Below are 15,799 nucleotides of genomic sequence, written 5' to 3' on the forward strand. Positions count from 1 at the left end.
AACTTGTTTTGAATTCTACAATTGTTAGGGGCGTTTAAGTTGAAAAAGAAAATTGCTTATTCAGGACTTGGTCTATTATTCATTTTTGCTTTAACGTTTGGTACATATAAGTTAATGAACGCTAGGTCCTATCAACTATTTGGCAGCATTATCTCTCATATTGAAACACAAGCGAAAGTTGTTGCATTAACATTCGATGGTGGCCCTACTAAAAATGTTAATGCCATTATTAACTTTATTAGATGACTACAACGCTAAAGCAACCTTTTTTTAAATTGGGAAGGAGATTGAGGGAAATCCAGATGAAGCTAAAAAAATTGTCCAAGCAGGTCACCAAATTGGAAATCATACGTATTCACATAAGGGAATGGTGTTTAAAAGCCCTCCATTTTACAAAAATGAAATCGAGAAAACCGATGAGTTAATTAGAAGTATTGGCTATATAGAAACTCCCCCTGTCCGACCACCATATAGTAAAAAAATAATTGGATTTCCATTTTACTTAAGCAAAAATAATCGCGATACGATCACGTGAATTTGGAGCCTGATTCGTATTTCTCAACAGCCAATGAGAAAATCAATTATGTTAAAGAAAATATTCAACTAGGCTCCATTATTTTGATGCATCCAATGTATGATGCTACTGGAGATGAATTACAGGCGATTGAAGGTATTTTAAGGGCACTTATTGAAGATGGTTATACATTTGTCACTATTGAAGATCTTCAAAATTTATTAAAACGTCTAAATCAATGAAACAACAGCAAAATTATCTATTTCTCCACTTAATAGTCATAAAGCATTAAACAATTTACCATTTAAGCTAAATTATAAATTATCCATTACATAATATTTAATATAAAATTATTATTTTCCACATATCGCTTAACCATCTTATTTTTTACAATAATTCTCTTGGAAAAGTCATTACAATACCATATCCACAAAAAAATATTACTATTTTTCTTCCTATTAACATAAATTAGATTATTTAGAAATGTCGAAAATTTCTTTTCTAGAAAAATATAAATTCATTTTCTGTTATAATATGTTATTATTATTTTAGTAAAACGACCTATTTTTATGGAACAAAAAAATAGAGGAAAAATGAACTATAAAGGAAGCTGAAAATGAAAAAAATCCAACAATTATTCCAAAGTGAAGATGGAAATATCGAACAAAGAGAGAATTTTTTATCCCTATTAGAGAAAATTGTTTCCTCGTTAGATGAGTTAAAGAATCCAAAAACAACAACTCTTGGACCAATGAAAGAGCGCTCTGACAATTTCTATAAAGAGTTAATGCAAGAAAATCAAGTACCAACTTCAGGTGTCGGACTTGATCAGGTTGTGGATGAATTAACACAATTGATGCAAGGACATCCTTACCATACACACAACTTTGTCACAAATGTTTTGCCAATGGCTAGCATTCCCGGCATATTAGGCCAATTTACTAATGCTCTGCTTAACGGTAACAATCTATGGGATGTATACGGACCGGCTGCCGCAGAATGTGAGGTAAAGGTAGTAGCAATGATGTCCAAGTTAGTTGGCTACGACTATACACAAAGCTTTGGTTATACAACATGGGGAGGACAAGGGGCTGTTTTCAGTGGGCTTCGTCTTGCGATCGCTAAACAATTCCCGAACGCAAAGGAAGATGGCGTACCAAATAATTTATATTGCTTCGCTTCAGAAAATGCTCATTACAGTTTATTAAAATCCATTGAAGCAGTCGGTATCGGTAGTAAGCATTTAATTCGTATTAAAGCTGGAAAAGACCATTCTATGGATATCGAAGACTTACGTATGCGTATGACTGAAGTTATCGAAAATGGTGGTATTCCAGTGTATGTAGTTGCAACAACAGGCGCTACAGATCAATTTGCCATTGATGATGTACAAGCAATCAAAAAAGTTACAACTGACCTTGAACAAAAACATTCCTTAAAACCTATACATATTCATGCTGATTCAGCTTTAGGTGGTTTTTACGCCTTTTTCAACGATTATGACTTTAAGGCAAATCCACTTCAATTAGAGACTGATGTTTTACAAGGACTAGAACAAATTAAAGAACGTATGCAATATCTACCTATTGCAGATAGCCTTTGCTTCGACTTCCAAAAGCTTGGTCAAACACCGTATTTAACAAGCTTATTCTTAATAAAAGAAGGAAAACACTTACAGCTATTAGATATTGAGGACTTCGACACACCTTATGTAGGCAATCGAGGTTATGGTTCTTATCATACAGGCTATACACTAGAGTGCTCTCGTATGGGTAGTTCAATTGCTATTTATGCTGCATTACAGGCGTTTGGTAAAGAAGGCTACCAACAAATATTAGCAAATTATGTGCGTGTAAATTTAGCATTCCGTGCGCAGTTAGCTGAGAAAACTCCTATGTTACAAGTAGTCAATGAGTCTAATATTGGGCCAGTCACAGCCTTTCGTTTGTATCCTGAAGGTTTTAATTGGAAATCTGAACAGTCAGGTAGCTATACACAAGATCAAATTGAATATATTAATGGTATAAACGCTTCTTTATTTGAAATTATAGGAGAAGGTCGCGACGAAGTATTTTTCGGTGATACAACACGTGTTTGCACTGTCAGCACAAGTGATACAAAACAACAACTTCCAGTCGCTGCTGCAAAATTCTTTTCTATATCTCCATATACTGAAACAGAGCATATTGGAGATATGATTCAATTTTTACAACAAAAGGTTAAAGTATTGGAGGATGCTAAAGTTGAGTATAGTCACTAAATTAAAGAGTTCTTTACTCTATAAATATATTGCAAGTTTTACTATTCCTATTGCCATTATTTCGTTATTATTTAGTGTGGTATTATTCGTTACGTCTTATCGGATTATCGATAATAATGTTATCACACAATTTGAGTCATCCTTAGAGGTTATATCTAAAACTATTTTTGAAGATATAGACAAAAATGACATCAAAGCTGCAGATAACGGCGAAAAAGATAAATATGAAGAAATATTAAATCAATTAGATGAAACACTTAAAAAGTTTGATATTGAAAATGCCTACGTACTTTCACGTGCAAATGGCAAAGAACATATTGTTGCATTAAGCAATGAAGATAATCATCTAGAGGACTATGTTTTCAGTGATGATATGCATGAAGCACTAGATTCTGGAACCGTTCAAACAAGTGATATTTATAAAGATGAATACGGTACTCATAAATCGATTTTTATACCATTTAAAGATACTGATATTCTTTTTGGTTTAGATATGGACGCTTCCTTCATTTCTAAACTTCAAACAGAGACTCTTTGGATTTGTATTGTTATGACCGTGATTTTTGTGATATTTGGTATTATTGTGGCTTATTTCATAAGTAAAGGCATTATTAAACCAATTAAAAATATGACTAGTTATGTTGGCAAGGTGGCAAAAGGTGACTTAGCTGTTGAGCCACTTCAAATACAGGGTTCTAATGAAATTGCACAGCTTTCAAATGGTATTGAAAATATGACAGAAGATTTACGCTCACTTATTCAGCAAATTGCTGAAAATGCTGAACAAGTAGCTGCCATGTCAGAGGAGTTAACGGCAAGCTCTGAGCAAACAAGTGCATCTATTCAACAAATTACATCTTCAATGCAAGAAGTCGCTGCAGGTTCAGAGAAACAAACTTCCTCTATTGATGAAGTAGAAAATCATATTACAACAATCTCCACTAAGATGTCAGAAGTTGTATCGAGTGTTAGTGATGTCACTGCTAAGGCATTTAGTGCATCCTCTATTTCAGAAAAAGGCAATACGACGATTCAAAGTGCAACTGAAAAAATGGTTGTAACTTCTAATGCTATTCAAGAGACTTCAGAGGTTGTTAAACGTTTAAGCACATACTCAAATGAGATAGGCGACATTGTAACTTTAATTAATGAGATTACTGATCAAACTAATTTACTCGCTTTAAATGCATCTATTGAAGCAGCACGTGCTGGTGAGCACGGTAAAGGCTTCGCGGTTGTAGCCGAAGAAGTGCGTAAACTTGCTGACCAATCATTAGCAGCTACGAATAGTATTCGAACACGTATTGAAACAATTAAGGAAGAGTCTGCCCAAGCTGTAAAATCCATGGAAGTTAGTAGTAGTAACCTTGCAGAAAGCTCTACTACCTTTAATGAATCAGGTGAAGCCTTTGGAGAAATCTATTCGCATGTTACTGCTTTAACTCAAGAAATGGATCATGTCAATAATATTATTACAAATATTAATGAAGGTGTTGGCAGCATTGCAATTTCTGTAGAAGAGGTTGGCGTAGTAGCCGTTCAAGCATCTGGAAACATTCAAAATGTAGCAGCTGCTTCTGAGGAACAATCCGCAAGTATCGAGGAAATCACTGCATCTTCAAATAATTTAGCTGAGATGGCACAGGAACTTCGTAATATCACACAAAAATTTCAGTTATAAAATAAACTAAGGTTCATTACCAAAAGTTGTGGATGACATTTGTTAAAACATATGTCATGTATATAGGTTGATTGGAGTGGAGGCTGGGCGACTCCTTGGGGATTAGCGTCCAGGGCACTGAAAAACTAAAGAAATTCATTTTTTATATTATAAATCTGTCTTTTATTGGATTTAGAAACTCAAAAAAGTCGATTAGCATCACATTTTTGTGGCAAATCGACTTTTTCAGTGCCCTCGATTAGCGTCACAGATGAGACCCTGGAGCGAGTGAAGCGGGGAGGGGAACGAAGGCTAAAAGCATCACGTCCTGTGATAACGCCTTCGTGACCAACATCCTGTTGCTGCCGCTACGTTGCACTACGCTTTCGCACAGAACACATTTGTTGCCCCGACGCCCCCAGGAAGCTCTGCTCTGCGCGAAAGCGTAGCGACAGCAACAATGTTTTATCTGTGCGAAAGCGTAGCGACAGCAACAACAAATGTTTTCTGTAGCGAAAGCAAAGCGGCAGCTACAATTGTTTTATCTGTGCGAAAGCGAAGCGTCAGCAACAAAGCGCCCAGTCGGAACGGAAATCAACCACACGTTATGGTGATGAGCCAAAACTAAGCAATACTATTCTTCTTTCTGATAACAAAATCCGCTATACTTTTTATGGGTAAGTTTCTCCCAACAGAAGTCTATGCGGATTTTTTATTGGCTTTTAAAAGTGCTCCTATTTTAGTGCTCTCTTGTTCATCCATAAAATCGTTTCTTCTAGTCCTACTCTATATGAAGTACGTGGTAAAGCTCCTATTTCCTTTTCGTATTTTTCCCCACTTAAAATGACCGGTTCTTCTGTTAAATACAATATTTCAACCACTTCTCTCATAGAAGGAGAAAATATTCCAATCATTTGTACCATCCCTTTAGAGACTGTACGAATACCTTTTTTGTAGTCTGTAATTTCGCGCAAAATTTTTATTAGTTGCTCCCCTGCAATTGGATGAACGGCTGGCACGTTCCAATTCTGATTATAAGTGTCATCTCGTAAAGCAAGCTCAACCATAGCCTTTGCAGCATCTACAGTATAAAGGAATTCCCTTTCCACCTGCATATTTCCTACAAAATTAGCTTTTTTACCTTGTGTAACATTTTTTAATGTTTCATAGAGTATTGTATTCTCTGCATTTGGTCCATACAAATCAGGGAAATGAACGATTAACGAGGGTACATTACTGTCTTTTAATTTATTTTCCATCGTTAAACGAATTTTCCCTTTTTTCGTTTGTGGTTCCTTTCTAGCCTGCTCTATTACAGGGTTTGTTGATTGTCTTCCATATGCATAAATATTATCTACAAGTGCAATTTTCGCTCCTTGCCTTTCGGCTATGTTAATCACCATATCTAAGCATCGAATATGCAGCTTTTCCCAATTCTCATACGGAAAACTAATAGCATGAAAAATAACATCCACACCATTTGAAGCTCTCATCATTTCCTGTTCATTAAAGGCATCACCCGAAATGATTTCGACATTTTTATGATGCTGAAAAAGTGCATCTAATTTTTCTTTATTTCTAGCAAATGCCTTCACCTGTATATTTCGTCCAACTAATTCATTAACAAGAGCATAGCCCATACCACCAGATGCCCCAATAACTAATGCTGTTTTCAAACTCTATTCCCCCTTTTATTAACCACTGGTCAAATAACTATTAAAAGCTAGCTCTAGATTTTTTTCTAGAGCTACTCTCTTTATATTAAAGCTTTGACAAGAAATTTTGCATGTACATCTACCGCTTCTTTTACTTCCTCATAATTTTTTACATAATGTCGATAATGTGCAACAAATCCATGAAGAGCAATAAATGTAGAATGTATATCTGAAAGCAACAGTTCAGTCTTTGATAAGAACTGTACAGATTGAGCAAATTTTTGATAACTAAGGTTCGCTGCCTCTTGTGAAAGTCCATCAACTTCACTATCTCTCATCATAAACATTAATTCATATTGGCTTTGATTATTTAAACCAAACGCCATATAGCCCACAAAAACGTTTAGCAATTTAGTGTTATTATCCCCAGGGCCATTCACTGTTTCATCTAAAGTATTATTTAATTCAGAAAAATAATCACCTAAAATTGCGTAAAAAATTTCTGCTTTATTTTTAAAATGATAGTAAATTGCCCCATGACTACAGCCAACCTCTTTAGCAATACTTCGCATCGATACTTGATGAAAATCCTTCGTGATAAATTGCTTATGTGCTTCATTTATAATCATTTCTTTCGTCAAATCTTTTGTTGACGGCTTACGTGGTGACATATTACCCTCCTTATTTGACCAGTGGTTAATAAATAGTATATTTAAATTTTCACTATTTGGCAATAGTTACACAAGCATGGATCAAAAAATAATGTATGACTAAAAAAACGAACCCCTACTGCTTGAGTGGGAGATTCGTTTTTAATGATATTAAATAAGACCCTTCACAATTTTTGAAATGACAGCACCATCTGCTTGGCCAGTTAACAGAGGTTTTGCAATTTTCATCGCTTCACCCATGTTCATCCCTTTTACAACGCCAGCTGTCACTAATTTTTCTGCAATTTCTTCTTCAGTTAATTGCTTCGGTAAAAAAGATTTTAATAGGACTAATTTTGCTTCCTCTTTTTCAATTAAATCATCTCGCCCTGCATTTTGAGCACCGTCTAAAGCCTGATTTGTTTGCTTTACCTCACGATTAACGATAGCAATCTCTTCTTCAGACGATAATGCCTCTCCCTTTTCCTTCTCAGCTAAATCTAGGGCAGATTTCAAAAGCGATAGTACGCCTTTTGCTAATACATCCTTTTCTTTCATTGCCTTTTTTAATTGTTCAAATACCTCTATTTTTAACAATATTTTCACTCCTTATAGCCATTTATTTCAAATAAGATTATACCATCAATTGCGCCTTAGGGTAATGCGTCCGGATTTTGAATTGTGCTTGCACCATTGACTCCTTCCAAAATCCGTGACAACCGCCAGAAGGTTTTATCTTCTTTCAGTTGGTGTTTGGCTGGAGTCTTCTCTGATTGACGCTCCGCTTTCGCCTATAAAACATTGCTGAATGAAGATAAAAAAATACCGTAACCTCAAGGGATACGGTATTTTAATATCAATTATGTCTCGGCATAATTGATATTAACTTCTTTCAGCAGATGTCTTTTGTGCCGAAAGCGTAGCGACAGGTACAGGTGATCTTCTCATCTAATCTTCTCTCAACCGCTTCGATTTTCTCTTCTAATCTTCTTTCAACCGCTTCGATCTTCTCTTCTAATCTTCTTTCAACCGCTTCGATCTGTTTCTGAAGATCTAATTTCATGTCTTGCATTTGATTAGAAAGTTCCAAGATTGCTTGAAGGATGGTATGTTGATTCACTTCTTGTTCCATTATCGTCTTCCTCCTCTCTTTTATATAAATTGCACTATCTATTAATTTCACAACATTAATCACATTGACATAAATAAAACAGGTAGAGTTACATAAGCAACTCTACCTGTCATTCTATCTATGATTTATTTCAAAGTCAAAATATTAATAGATGGAATTTGTCAAGTATTCATCCGTTAATTTTACTTCATATAATCGCATGGCATTTAACTTTTCTTTATATGTATCAATATAAATAAGCCTTTTACAAACTTCTATTGCACATAGTATTTTTACTAGTTGTCCAACTATGGAAATAATGCTAACTGCAATTGCAATTGTCAGAAATATTACTCTCTGCCATTTACCCAATAGACAAAACCAATAACGGCTCCCCCAATAATATTACCTAGCGTTACGGGTAATAAATTTGAAATGGCTCCAGCAAACGATACGAGTTCACCATGAGGTAATAAGAGCGCAAGGGAAAACAATGTCATATTTGCTATACAATGCTCAAATCCAATTGTAACAAAAGGGAAAATACAGCAGAAAATCATCACTAATTTCCCAGTCTCAGTTTTTAATTTATAGGTACACCATACGGCCAAGCATACAAGCAAATTACATAAAATACCTCGACATAAAAGTTCAACGAAGCTACCACTCATCTTAGCTGTTGCCAGTTTTTCAATGTAAGCTGCTATGTCTCCACCTGCTAGCCCCGAGTAAAAAAATAATGCGGCTGCTAAAAGAGAACCAAAGAAGTTTCCTATGTAACTAAACGTCCAAATGCCCAACATCTCTAATGGTGATGATTTTTTTGATAGTGTACTAACCGTCAATACTAGATTATCACCGGTAAATAAATTGGCACCAGCCATCATGACCATACTAAGTGCCACACCAAATGCTAGTCCTTGTACGATCTTCATACTCGGTACCCCAGTTGGACTTAATAAGCCGCCAATAGTAGTGATGAGCAAAATTCCAAATCCGATAAAAAGTCCTCCAAAAATAGCTAACAATAAATAATTAGCAGGCTTTTGCTTCATCATGTTGATTTTTGTCTCAGCTGTTGTACAAACAGCAGAAATTGTCTCTTTCATTCTTTCATCTCCCAAACAACATCAAACTAATTTAATAACTCATTTATAACGCTGATCCCAAGTAGTCACCCAATTTCCACTCTAATTAACTTATAAACAAGGCTTACATTTTAACAAATATTATTCTAAAATATCGTTAATTAGCAAATTTAAAGTAAATTTCACCAAATAAACATATATTCATGTATTTTAAAGATTACTTTTGTTTTTCTTTAAATTTATTAGGGTTAAAAATGGGGTAGTTGAGAAGACGTTGATTTCTGCTACGTACTACTCGCTAACAAGTGGCAATACAGGGATTGCCCTAGTAGCAATTGCAGCTTTCGAATTTGCATGCGGGAGGTGTCAGTGAAAAGCGTACAAAGGTTGTTAAGGCATATGGAACGGAGGTTGTACCTTTTTCAGATGTCCCAGAAATGGTAGCTGCCTTTGAGGAAATCGAGGGTGACTTTGTTAAAACGAATCAATTATGCCTCGGCATAATTGCGTCCAGAGGCTTTAGGCCAATAGATGTTTTTTGTGCGAAAGCGCAGATAAATTGCCACAGGACGTGGCGTTCTTAGACTGAGTTCCTCTATTTCAGCGGATGTTTGGACACCCGCTGAAAAGTGACTTAAAATCGCATTTATCTCACCACCTTTAGAGGTGGGAGACTTCTGTACCTGCTTTGCTTTCGCGAATTTAGAAGTGAGAGTTTTACTTTCGGTTAATGCGGAATAAACAACATCATTCCTGGAGCATCGGGATCACGTTCTGTAAATCCAAGTTTTTGATAAAAATGCTGCTTGCCCTTTGCACATGAAAGCTGAATCCATTTGATATTTTCTTTTTGACAATGCTCTAACAAGACCTCCATAACCATTGTGCCAACCCCTTGTCGTTGATAAGTAGGGTGCACCATCACATCACAAATAAAAGTTTGATAAATGCCATCTGAAATAATTCTCCCATAGCCAATTAATGTCATATCATCATAAATAGAAGCACTATACCAACTGTTAGAAATTGCTTGATATAGTTGATCATACGTATAAAGCCCTTTCGCATTCCAGCCTGTTGTTTGATGTAAAGCTTTATATGCCTCAATCGATGGGTTTGATTCTCTAATTACGTAAGCCATAAATATCCCCCTTATCATTTATGAATAAATATACAACATTTAGTTTATTTATTCAAACATAACTATAAGGAGATTTTATGATTTAATAGACTAACACTAACTTTTTTATAGTTGCGAAATGGTAAAATCACCATTCTCGGTCATACATAGTTGCAAGTTTTTATTGATCTCCATCTTAATAGGACTAACAATTGCTTTTTTATTAGAAAAATACCAAACACGTTCACTTGGTCCTAAAAGCAAATTTGCACCATCCTCATAATTCCCCATAAACGTGAGAGCATCTGAACAAATTTCGTTATTATTCATTGGAGTTATACCATATTCTCTTAAACTATTGGCTACTGAATAAATAGCATCCGTCGTTAAATTCATTTCACCAATATTTAGTACATGCTTGGCTGAAAAAGACTCGGCATCCTGTTTTTGATTTACTTCCTGTCTTGAAATGAGCTCAATAATATTTCCTTCTGGATCATAAAAATAACATGAATGAGCCTTTAATGTATCAAAATATACTTCATCCTGACCCTCCGAAAATAATAATTCCGCATGTTTTTTTCCCCAGCTTTTCGCTTGTTGAAATAAATTACATGGAATATTTAATGCAAAATGATATTGTTTTTTAACAGAAGAGGGTATTTTTTTAAAAGTGATAATACTTTCACCAGCTGCCATCTCAAAAAAATTATCGGAATTCTTTATTAATACAAATCCTAAATGATCGCAGTAAAATTCCTTCATTTTATGTACATCATACGCGTATAGTTTCACCTTTGTAATCTTCATCGTATAGCATCTCCTTTGCAATTTATAGTATTTACTATATTAACTAAAGTAAATGAATACCTCATGCAAAAGAATGAAGAATACAGATTATGCATTTCAAAATGAAAAAATTACTTTATAGTTGTATACGATTGCCTCTACTATTTGGTTCTGAAATGACCAAAAACTCTACGTCTTCCTTTGAATCATTTCGCATCTGATGTGGTTTATGGGGTGGCACTTCAATTCCTTCATTCTTCTGTAGGACGATACGTTTTCCATCAATTTCAATTGTTGCTGTTCCAGATAGCACAAAGAAAAATTGTTATGCGTGATGATGATAATGATTTATCTCTGCTGTCTTAGCGAGCATACGCACATGAATGATACTGAGATCATTATTCTTAACTAAATGCCAACCATCACATTGATCTCCCCATAAATAATGATCTGCATACTGTTTGCTAATTTTCAAAATTAATGTCCACCTTTCTTTATTTTGATTCTTATGGATATTTACCTAATATTTCTATAAAATATTAATAAGGAATATTAACTTTCAAAAATTTCACATAGTAAGGAGTGAGAACGTTGAATATCAAAAAACAATTGCTGGGCACTGTACTCGGCTATATGCTAGCAATATTAATTGCATACATCTTTTTCGATTATTTTTCCTGGTCGTTTACTCTAGGTTCTTTAATAGGTATTTGTTTATTTGCTCTAATTTTAAAGTTCATGAGAAGGAGTTAAATTCCCTCCCCTATTTATAATGAATTTAATAACTTTTCAAACTTGTTTGCACTCATAATTTCATGTGTAATGAACTGACCATTGTAAAATAGTCCAAAGGTAGTCCATACGATAGGTGCACTCTGCGCTTCATCTTTCGTCATTAGTTGATATGCATGAAAAGGAATGCCCCTTTTCTCTGCTATATTTTTTAAATCATCTATAACACCTACTGCAAACGGGCATTGGGAAGTGAAGTATATCACAATGCCATTGTTATTGGATAAAGAATTTTTCACCTGTAATTTAAATGAAGGATCCTCTGCACAATCATTAAATTTATAGACAATTAGCTCAAAATAAGGTGCTACTTGATCTACAACTTTAAATCCTAAATGTTCAAAAAAACGCTTATCACTCAAAAATGGAAGCTTTTTCTTCCCTACTATATGTACAATGCCATCCATCCCTTGCGCTAGTGCATCTTCCTTACACTTTTCAAACAGTCTTCTAGCATGATTTTGATTTTTGTATTTACCTGAAACCCATAGGCAATTAATATACATATAATTTGGTGCATCAATAGGAACCCACGCTTTAGTTGCAGGTAAATATTCAATAAACACCTTTGCCCGATCATTTAAACGATAAAAAACTAACCCCTCATCCATGCGGTTAATTAGCCATTTTTTCTTTTCCTTTACAGCTTGCTCGTATTGCTTCGCACCAAGTGCACAACATATATGCTCCTGTTCAATATTGTTCCTAGTAATTTGAATATAATCCACTTTACCATCCACCTCTTTATTTACCCAAATTAGGGCTCATTACCATAACGTGTGGTTGATTTCCGTTCCGACTGAGGGCGTCCAGCGTTCACTCCAATTAACTTATATACAAGGCATACGTCTTAACAAATGTCATCCACAACTTTTGGCGATGAGCTAAAATTAGCAACACTATTTACCTAATTTTACATTTGCATTTTTTCAAGATTATTCCTTACAGTTTTTAAATTCCAAAGTTTTCATTAATCTTTGAAAAAATTGATCTTTAGCTTCTCTATAATCATCCATTGACTTATTTTCGTATTCTTTTTTTAGGCTATTATATTCTTCAAGATAATTTTTATTTTTCAATAGAACCTCTCTAAATTTCCAAAAGAAATCAAATTCGGATTCAATGACAGTTAACTGTACACCTAAAGGTGGATTACTGGTATCATCTTTAAATGCTCTAAATGTATCCGTTTTAATACTTTCATCATTTCCTTCGTATAAACTTGACAGTAATTCTTCAGCTTTTGAAAATTGCTCAGCACTAACACGTACCTGAATGTCTACATCACCTTTAGTAATACTATTTGGGATAGCTGTACTTCCAACATGCTGGACATCAGCAGCTGGCAATAATTTTTTAATTTTAGTTTTGTGAATTAGAAAAAATTGTTCATTTTTTGTAGTGAACAATTCGTTATCAAAAAAATTAACCTTTTCCACATTATCGCCCCTTCTTATTTTTGAAACTTTTCTATTTAAGGTTCGAATCCTGAATGTCTACTAAATACTTCATCTTTCGAAAAAATTTTTAATTGACGATATAATCCACACTCTTTTCCCTAATTATACCATTTATTTAACTATAGTTCTTGATGTATGGCTTCTTATCCATCTGTTTAGTTCTTTTCACATCACTTTCATCTCCTAAGAACTAGTATATGAAATTTTGCAGACTGTTTATATAAATTTTTCCTTATGCAACTTTTTTTCACACTAGTTATTTAATAGTAATGAGGAAAAAACGTTGCCATAGACCCACACAAAGTTTACTTGGTATCATAAATCTATATTTAATTGGAGGTGATTTAAGGTGAATTCATCAAAGATTGCATTTTTATCTGTTATTAGTAATTCTACTGTTGTCACTTTAAAAATTATCGTTGGATTGTTCACTGGATCGGTAGCAATTTTATCTGAAGCAATCCATTCTTTTCTAGATTTACTCGCTTCTTTAATTGCCTTTTTCTCCGTACGAATCTCCGGTAAACCAGCTGATAAAGAGCATCCCTACGGACATGGCAAGATTGAAAATATTTCTGGGACAATTGAAACACTGTTAATTTTTGTTGCTGGGATTTGGATTATTTATGAATGTATTCATAAAATTATCACTCCTACCCCTATCAAACTCCCAATTCTAGGAATACTGGTCATGTTATTTGGCGCTTTAATTAATTTTGTTGTATCAAGGATTGTTTATAGAACTGCAAAGAATACCAACTCTGTTGCCATGAAATCAAATGCACTCCATCTACTTACGGATGTCTATACATCATTAGGTGTTGCCTTGAGTTTATTGATTGTCCATTTAACCGGCTGGTATATTTTGGATCCGATCATCGGTATTATATTAGCATGTTATATTATGGTGGAAGCTTTCCAACTAATGAAAGAAGCATTTCCTCCATTATTGGATGCACGATTATCAAAGGAAGAGGAACTACAAATTATTCAAATTATTGAATCCTTTGAAGATGAATACATTGAGTATCACGATTTTCGAACTAGACGTTCCGGCGCAGAAGAATATATCGATTTCCATTTAGTCGTAGCATCAAATAAAAGCATTGAAACCGTTCATGATTTATGTGATCGTATTGAAGAAAAAATTAATAGTATCTTTCATCAAGCCAATATTCTTATTCACTTAGAACCAGAGAATGAAAAAATAAATGAATGATTTGCAAAATGACCAGGTCTTTATTATAGTACCTGGTCATTTGTTTATTCGCTGAATACACTTGATTTTTTCACGAAACAACATTTACATTTATTCTAAAATAAGGATATTATGGTATGTAGCAACTGCCATCATATGATTTTAATTTCCCATTATAAGGAGGAAAAATTTATGCAATACAACATCTCACAAGAGCAAAATGATCGTAAAAAATCTTTAGTTAATAACAAGCTTTACGAATACAATTTAAAACATTTTCCGAACGATTTAAGAGGCCGCTATCAAGAAATCAATCTCTTCCTGACAGATGAAAATGATCAAATCTGTGGTGGTATATTGGGGGAAATTTGTTGGAATTGGTTAGAGATACATACCCTTATGATTGATGAGGATATTCGCGGTTTAGGCTATGGATCGAAATTATTAGTAGAAATCGAACAAATTGCTTTACATAACAAATGCGATTTCATAAAAGTAGATACTTTAAGTTTTCAAGCATTAGATTTTTATCAAAATCACGGATATCAAGTCTACGGTACATTGGACAATGTCGGAAGGGATCATCAGCACCACTATTAAAAAAAGAATCTTTCATAAAATTCCCCTTAACAAAAGATAGATAGGAACTTCCTATCTATCTAAATAATGTATTGTGCTTAATTCAATAATCATCTATATAAAGTATCAAAAAGTTGTAGTTGTAATCACTTGGTCTTCATTATGCTTCACAATTGCAACTTATTCTTTTGTAATGAATATATATCATGAATTTTATTAAAGATAAACGACTCCTTTTCCTTCATAAAACCATTTTTTTCAGCCACACGAATGGATGGTCCATTTTTAGAATCAATAATACTTATTAATTTTTCTTGTCCCAAATATGAAAATCCATATTCCACACAACCTTTAGCTGCTTCAGTTGCATATCCTTTAGACCAATATTTTTTATGAATATGGTAGCCCACTTCCACTTCAGTTTTTCCATCTACTATTTGTTTAACGAGGCCGCAATCTCCAATTAATTCTTTCGACTCTTTTAAACAGACAGCCCATAAACCATAACCATCTTCTCGATATCTTTGTTTATTTTTCTCAATCCAATTTTTAGTTTGTTCTAAATTAAATGGTGCCGGATAATATTTCATTGTTTCAGCATCTGAAAAAATTGTGTAAAGGACAGAAATATCCTCATCATTAAATTCTCGTAATTCTAACCTTTCTGTTTCCATAATTATCATTATAGTCCCTCCTTGTATGTGTTACTTGCAAATGAATGTAATTTCCTTTTAATTTAGATGTACAATTAGCCATATTTTCAAGATTTGTATACGAATTAAGTAAAAAGGATGTAATTTCAAAAATCTATGCTAACATATAGGAGCTTAAATAAAAAAACACAGCCCTAAATTGCAATTACAAGTTGAACACTTTTTTTTAAAAACACCCCAGAGGTTCCTTTGTCTTCTGTTTGTCGGTCG

The 15,799-nt window shown here is 34.1% G+C and carries 15 protein-coding genes and 2 pseudogenes; 6 read left to right on the forward strand and 11 right to left on the reverse strand.

Annotated elements, in window-relative coordinates; genetic code table 11:
- Positions 1–39 precede the first annotated feature (39 nt).
- From AN161_RS15755 to AN161_RS28925, 4 genes and pseudogenes are all read left to right on the forward strand, one after another.
- Positions 40–756 (forward strand): annotated as a pseudogene (locus AN161_RS15755) (polysaccharide deacetylase family protein).
- A gap of 374 nt (positions 757–1,130) precedes the next feature.
- The gene (locus AN161_RS15760) at positions 1,131–2,774 is read left to right on the forward strand and encodes a pyridoxal-dependent decarboxylase (RefSeq protein WP_053595289.1); all 1,644 of its coding nucleotides are present in this window, start codon (positions 1,131–1,133) and stop codon (positions 2,772–2,774) included.
- Positions 2,749–4,455, forward strand: coding sequence for a HAMP domain-containing methyl-accepting chemotaxis protein (locus AN161_RS15765; RefSeq protein ID WP_241774578.1), 1,707 nt, complete (start codon positions 2,749–2,751; stop codon positions 4,453–4,455). Before AN161_RS15760 ends, AN161_RS15765 begins: the two co-directional genes overlap by 26 nt.
- Positions 4,456–4,807: 352 nt before the next feature.
- Positions 4,808–5,062 (forward strand): hypothetical protein, encoded by a 255-nt coding sequence (locus tag AN161_RS28925; RefSeq protein WP_143114840.1) that lies wholly within the window; start codon positions 4,808–4,810, stop codon positions 5,060–5,062.
- Positions 5,063–5,168: 106 nt separating this feature from the next.
- On the opposite strand, the gene AN161_RS15770 is transcribed toward AN161_RS28925, so the two are convergent.
- The 10 genes and pseudogenes from AN161_RS15770 to AN161_RS15820 form a co-directional block, all read right to left on the reverse strand.
- Positions 5,169–6,110, reverse strand: a complete 942-nt coding sequence (locus AN161_RS15770; RefSeq protein WP_053595291.1) for an SDR family NAD(P)-dependent oxidoreductase — start codon at positions 6,108–6,110, stop codon at positions 5,169–5,171.
- Between the two features lie 80 nt (positions 6,111–6,190).
- Positions 6,191–6,760: a TetR/AcrR family transcriptional regulator gene (locus AN161_RS15775; protein ID WP_053595292.1), complete on the reverse strand. Its 570-nt coding sequence runs from the start codon at positions 6,758–6,760 to the stop codon at positions 6,191–6,193.
- Positions 6,761–6,910: 150 nt separating this feature from the next.
- Positions 6,911–7,336 carry a GatB/YqeY domain-containing protein gene (locus tag AN161_RS15780; RefSeq protein WP_053595293.1) on the reverse strand — a complete coding sequence of 142 codons (426 nt, stop codon included), beginning with the start codon at positions 7,334–7,336 and terminating at the stop codon, positions 6,911–6,913.
- A gap of 295 nt (positions 7,337–7,631) precedes the next feature.
- Positions 7,632–7,871 carry a hypothetical protein gene (locus AN161_RS15785; protein WP_053595294.1) on the reverse strand — a complete coding sequence of 80 codons (240 nt, stop codon included), beginning with the start codon at positions 7,869–7,871 and terminating at the stop codon, positions 7,632–7,634.
- Between the two features lie 329 nt (positions 7,872–8,200).
- The gene (locus AN161_RS15790) at positions 8,201–8,959 is read right to left on the reverse strand and encodes a formate/nitrite transporter family protein (RefSeq protein WP_053595295.1); all 759 of its coding nucleotides are present in this window, start codon (positions 8,957–8,959) and stop codon (positions 8,201–8,203) included.
- 706 nt (positions 8,960–9,665) lie between these two features.
- Positions 9,666–10,079: a GNAT family N-acetyltransferase gene (locus AN161_RS15800; protein WP_053595297.1), complete on the reverse strand. Its 414-nt coding sequence runs from the start codon at positions 10,077–10,079 to the stop codon at positions 9,666–9,668.
- 105 nt (positions 10,080–10,184) lie between these two features.
- Positions 10,185–10,868 (reverse strand): VOC family protein, encoded by a 684-nt coding sequence (locus AN161_RS15805; RefSeq protein WP_053595298.1) that lies wholly within the window; start codon positions 10,866–10,868, stop codon positions 10,185–10,187.
- Positions 10,869–10,983: 115 nt separating this feature from the next.
- Positions 10,984–11,322, reverse strand: a pseudogene (locus AN161_RS15810) (cupin domain-containing protein).
- Between the two features lie 292 nt (positions 11,323–11,614).
- The gene (locus tag AN161_RS15815) at positions 11,615–12,367 is read right to left on the reverse strand and encodes a GNAT family N-acetyltransferase (protein WP_053595299.1); all 753 of its coding nucleotides are present in this window, start codon (positions 12,365–12,367) and stop codon (positions 11,615–11,617) included.
- Between the two features lie 207 nt (positions 12,368–12,574).
- Positions 12,575–13,078: a GrpB family protein gene (locus tag AN161_RS15820; RefSeq protein ID WP_053595300.1), complete on the reverse strand. Its 504-nt coding sequence runs from the start codon at positions 13,076–13,078 to the stop codon at positions 12,575–12,577.
- A gap of 370 nt (positions 13,079–13,448) precedes the next feature.
- On the opposite strand from AN161_RS15820, the gene AN161_RS15825 reads away from it, so the two are divergent.
- Both AN161_RS15825 and AN161_RS15830 read left to right on the forward strand, forming a co-directional pair.
- Positions 13,449–14,318 carry a cation diffusion facilitator family transporter gene (locus AN161_RS15825; RefSeq protein ID WP_053595301.1) on the forward strand — a complete coding sequence of 290 codons (870 nt, stop codon included), beginning with the start codon at positions 13,449–13,451 and terminating at the stop codon, positions 14,316–14,318.
- A gap of 171 nt (positions 14,319–14,489) precedes the next feature.
- Complete coding sequence (locus AN161_RS15830; protein WP_053595302.1) at positions 14,490–14,897, forward strand: GNAT family N-acetyltransferase; 408 nt, start codon at positions 14,490–14,492, stop codon at positions 14,895–14,897.
- Positions 14,898–15,043: 146 nt separating this feature from the next.
- Here AN161_RS15830 and AN161_RS15835 read toward each other — a convergent pair whose 3' ends face one another.
- Positions 15,044–15,559, reverse strand: a complete 516-nt coding sequence (locus tag AN161_RS15835) for a GNAT family N-acetyltransferase (protein ID WP_053595303.1) — start codon at positions 15,557–15,559, stop codon at positions 15,044–15,046.
- Positions 15,560–15,799 lie beyond the last annotated feature (240 nt).

The organism is Lysinibacillus sp. FJAT-14222 (genome assembly GCF_001278875.1).
Classification (GTDB): Bacteria; Bacillota; Bacilli; order Bacillales_A; family Planococcaceae; genus Lysinibacillus; species Lysinibacillus agricola.

Bases quoted from the DNA above. Each gene is read 5' to 3' on its own strand.
- AN161_RS15760 (WP_053595289.1), top strand. From the start codon at position 1,131: ATGAAAAAAATCCAACAATTATTCCAAAGTGAAGATGGAAATATCGAA.
- AN161_RS15765 (WP_241774578.1), top strand. From the start codon at position 2,749: ATGCTAAAGTTGAGTATAGTCACTAAATTAAAGAGTTCTTTACTCTAT.
- AN161_RS15775 (WP_053595292.1), bottom strand. From the start codon at position 6,760: ATGTCACCACGTAAGCCGTCAACAAAAGATTTGACGAAAGAAATGATT.
- AN161_RS15785 (WP_053595294.1), bottom strand. From the start codon at position 7,871: ATGGAACAAGAAGTGAATCAACATACCATCCTTCAAGCAATCTTGGAA.
- AN161_RS15790 (WP_053595295.1), bottom strand. From the start codon at position 8,959: ATGAAAGAGACAATTTCTGCTGTTTGTACAACAGCTGAGACAAAAATC.
- AN161_RS15800 (WP_053595297.1), bottom strand. From the start codon at position 10,079: ATGGCTTACGTAATTAGAGAATCAAACCCATCGATTGAGGCATATAAA.
- AN161_RS15805 (WP_053595298.1), bottom strand. From the start codon at position 10,868: ATGAAGATTACAAAGGTGAAACTATACGCGTATGATGTACATAAAATG.
- AN161_RS15830 (WP_053595302.1), top strand. From the start codon at position 14,490: ATGCAATACAACATCTCACAAGAGCAAAATGATCGTAAAAAATCTTTA.
- AN161_RS15835 (WP_053595303.1), bottom strand. From the start codon at position 15,559: ATGATAATTATGGAAACAGAAAGGTTAGAATTACGAGAATTTAATGAT.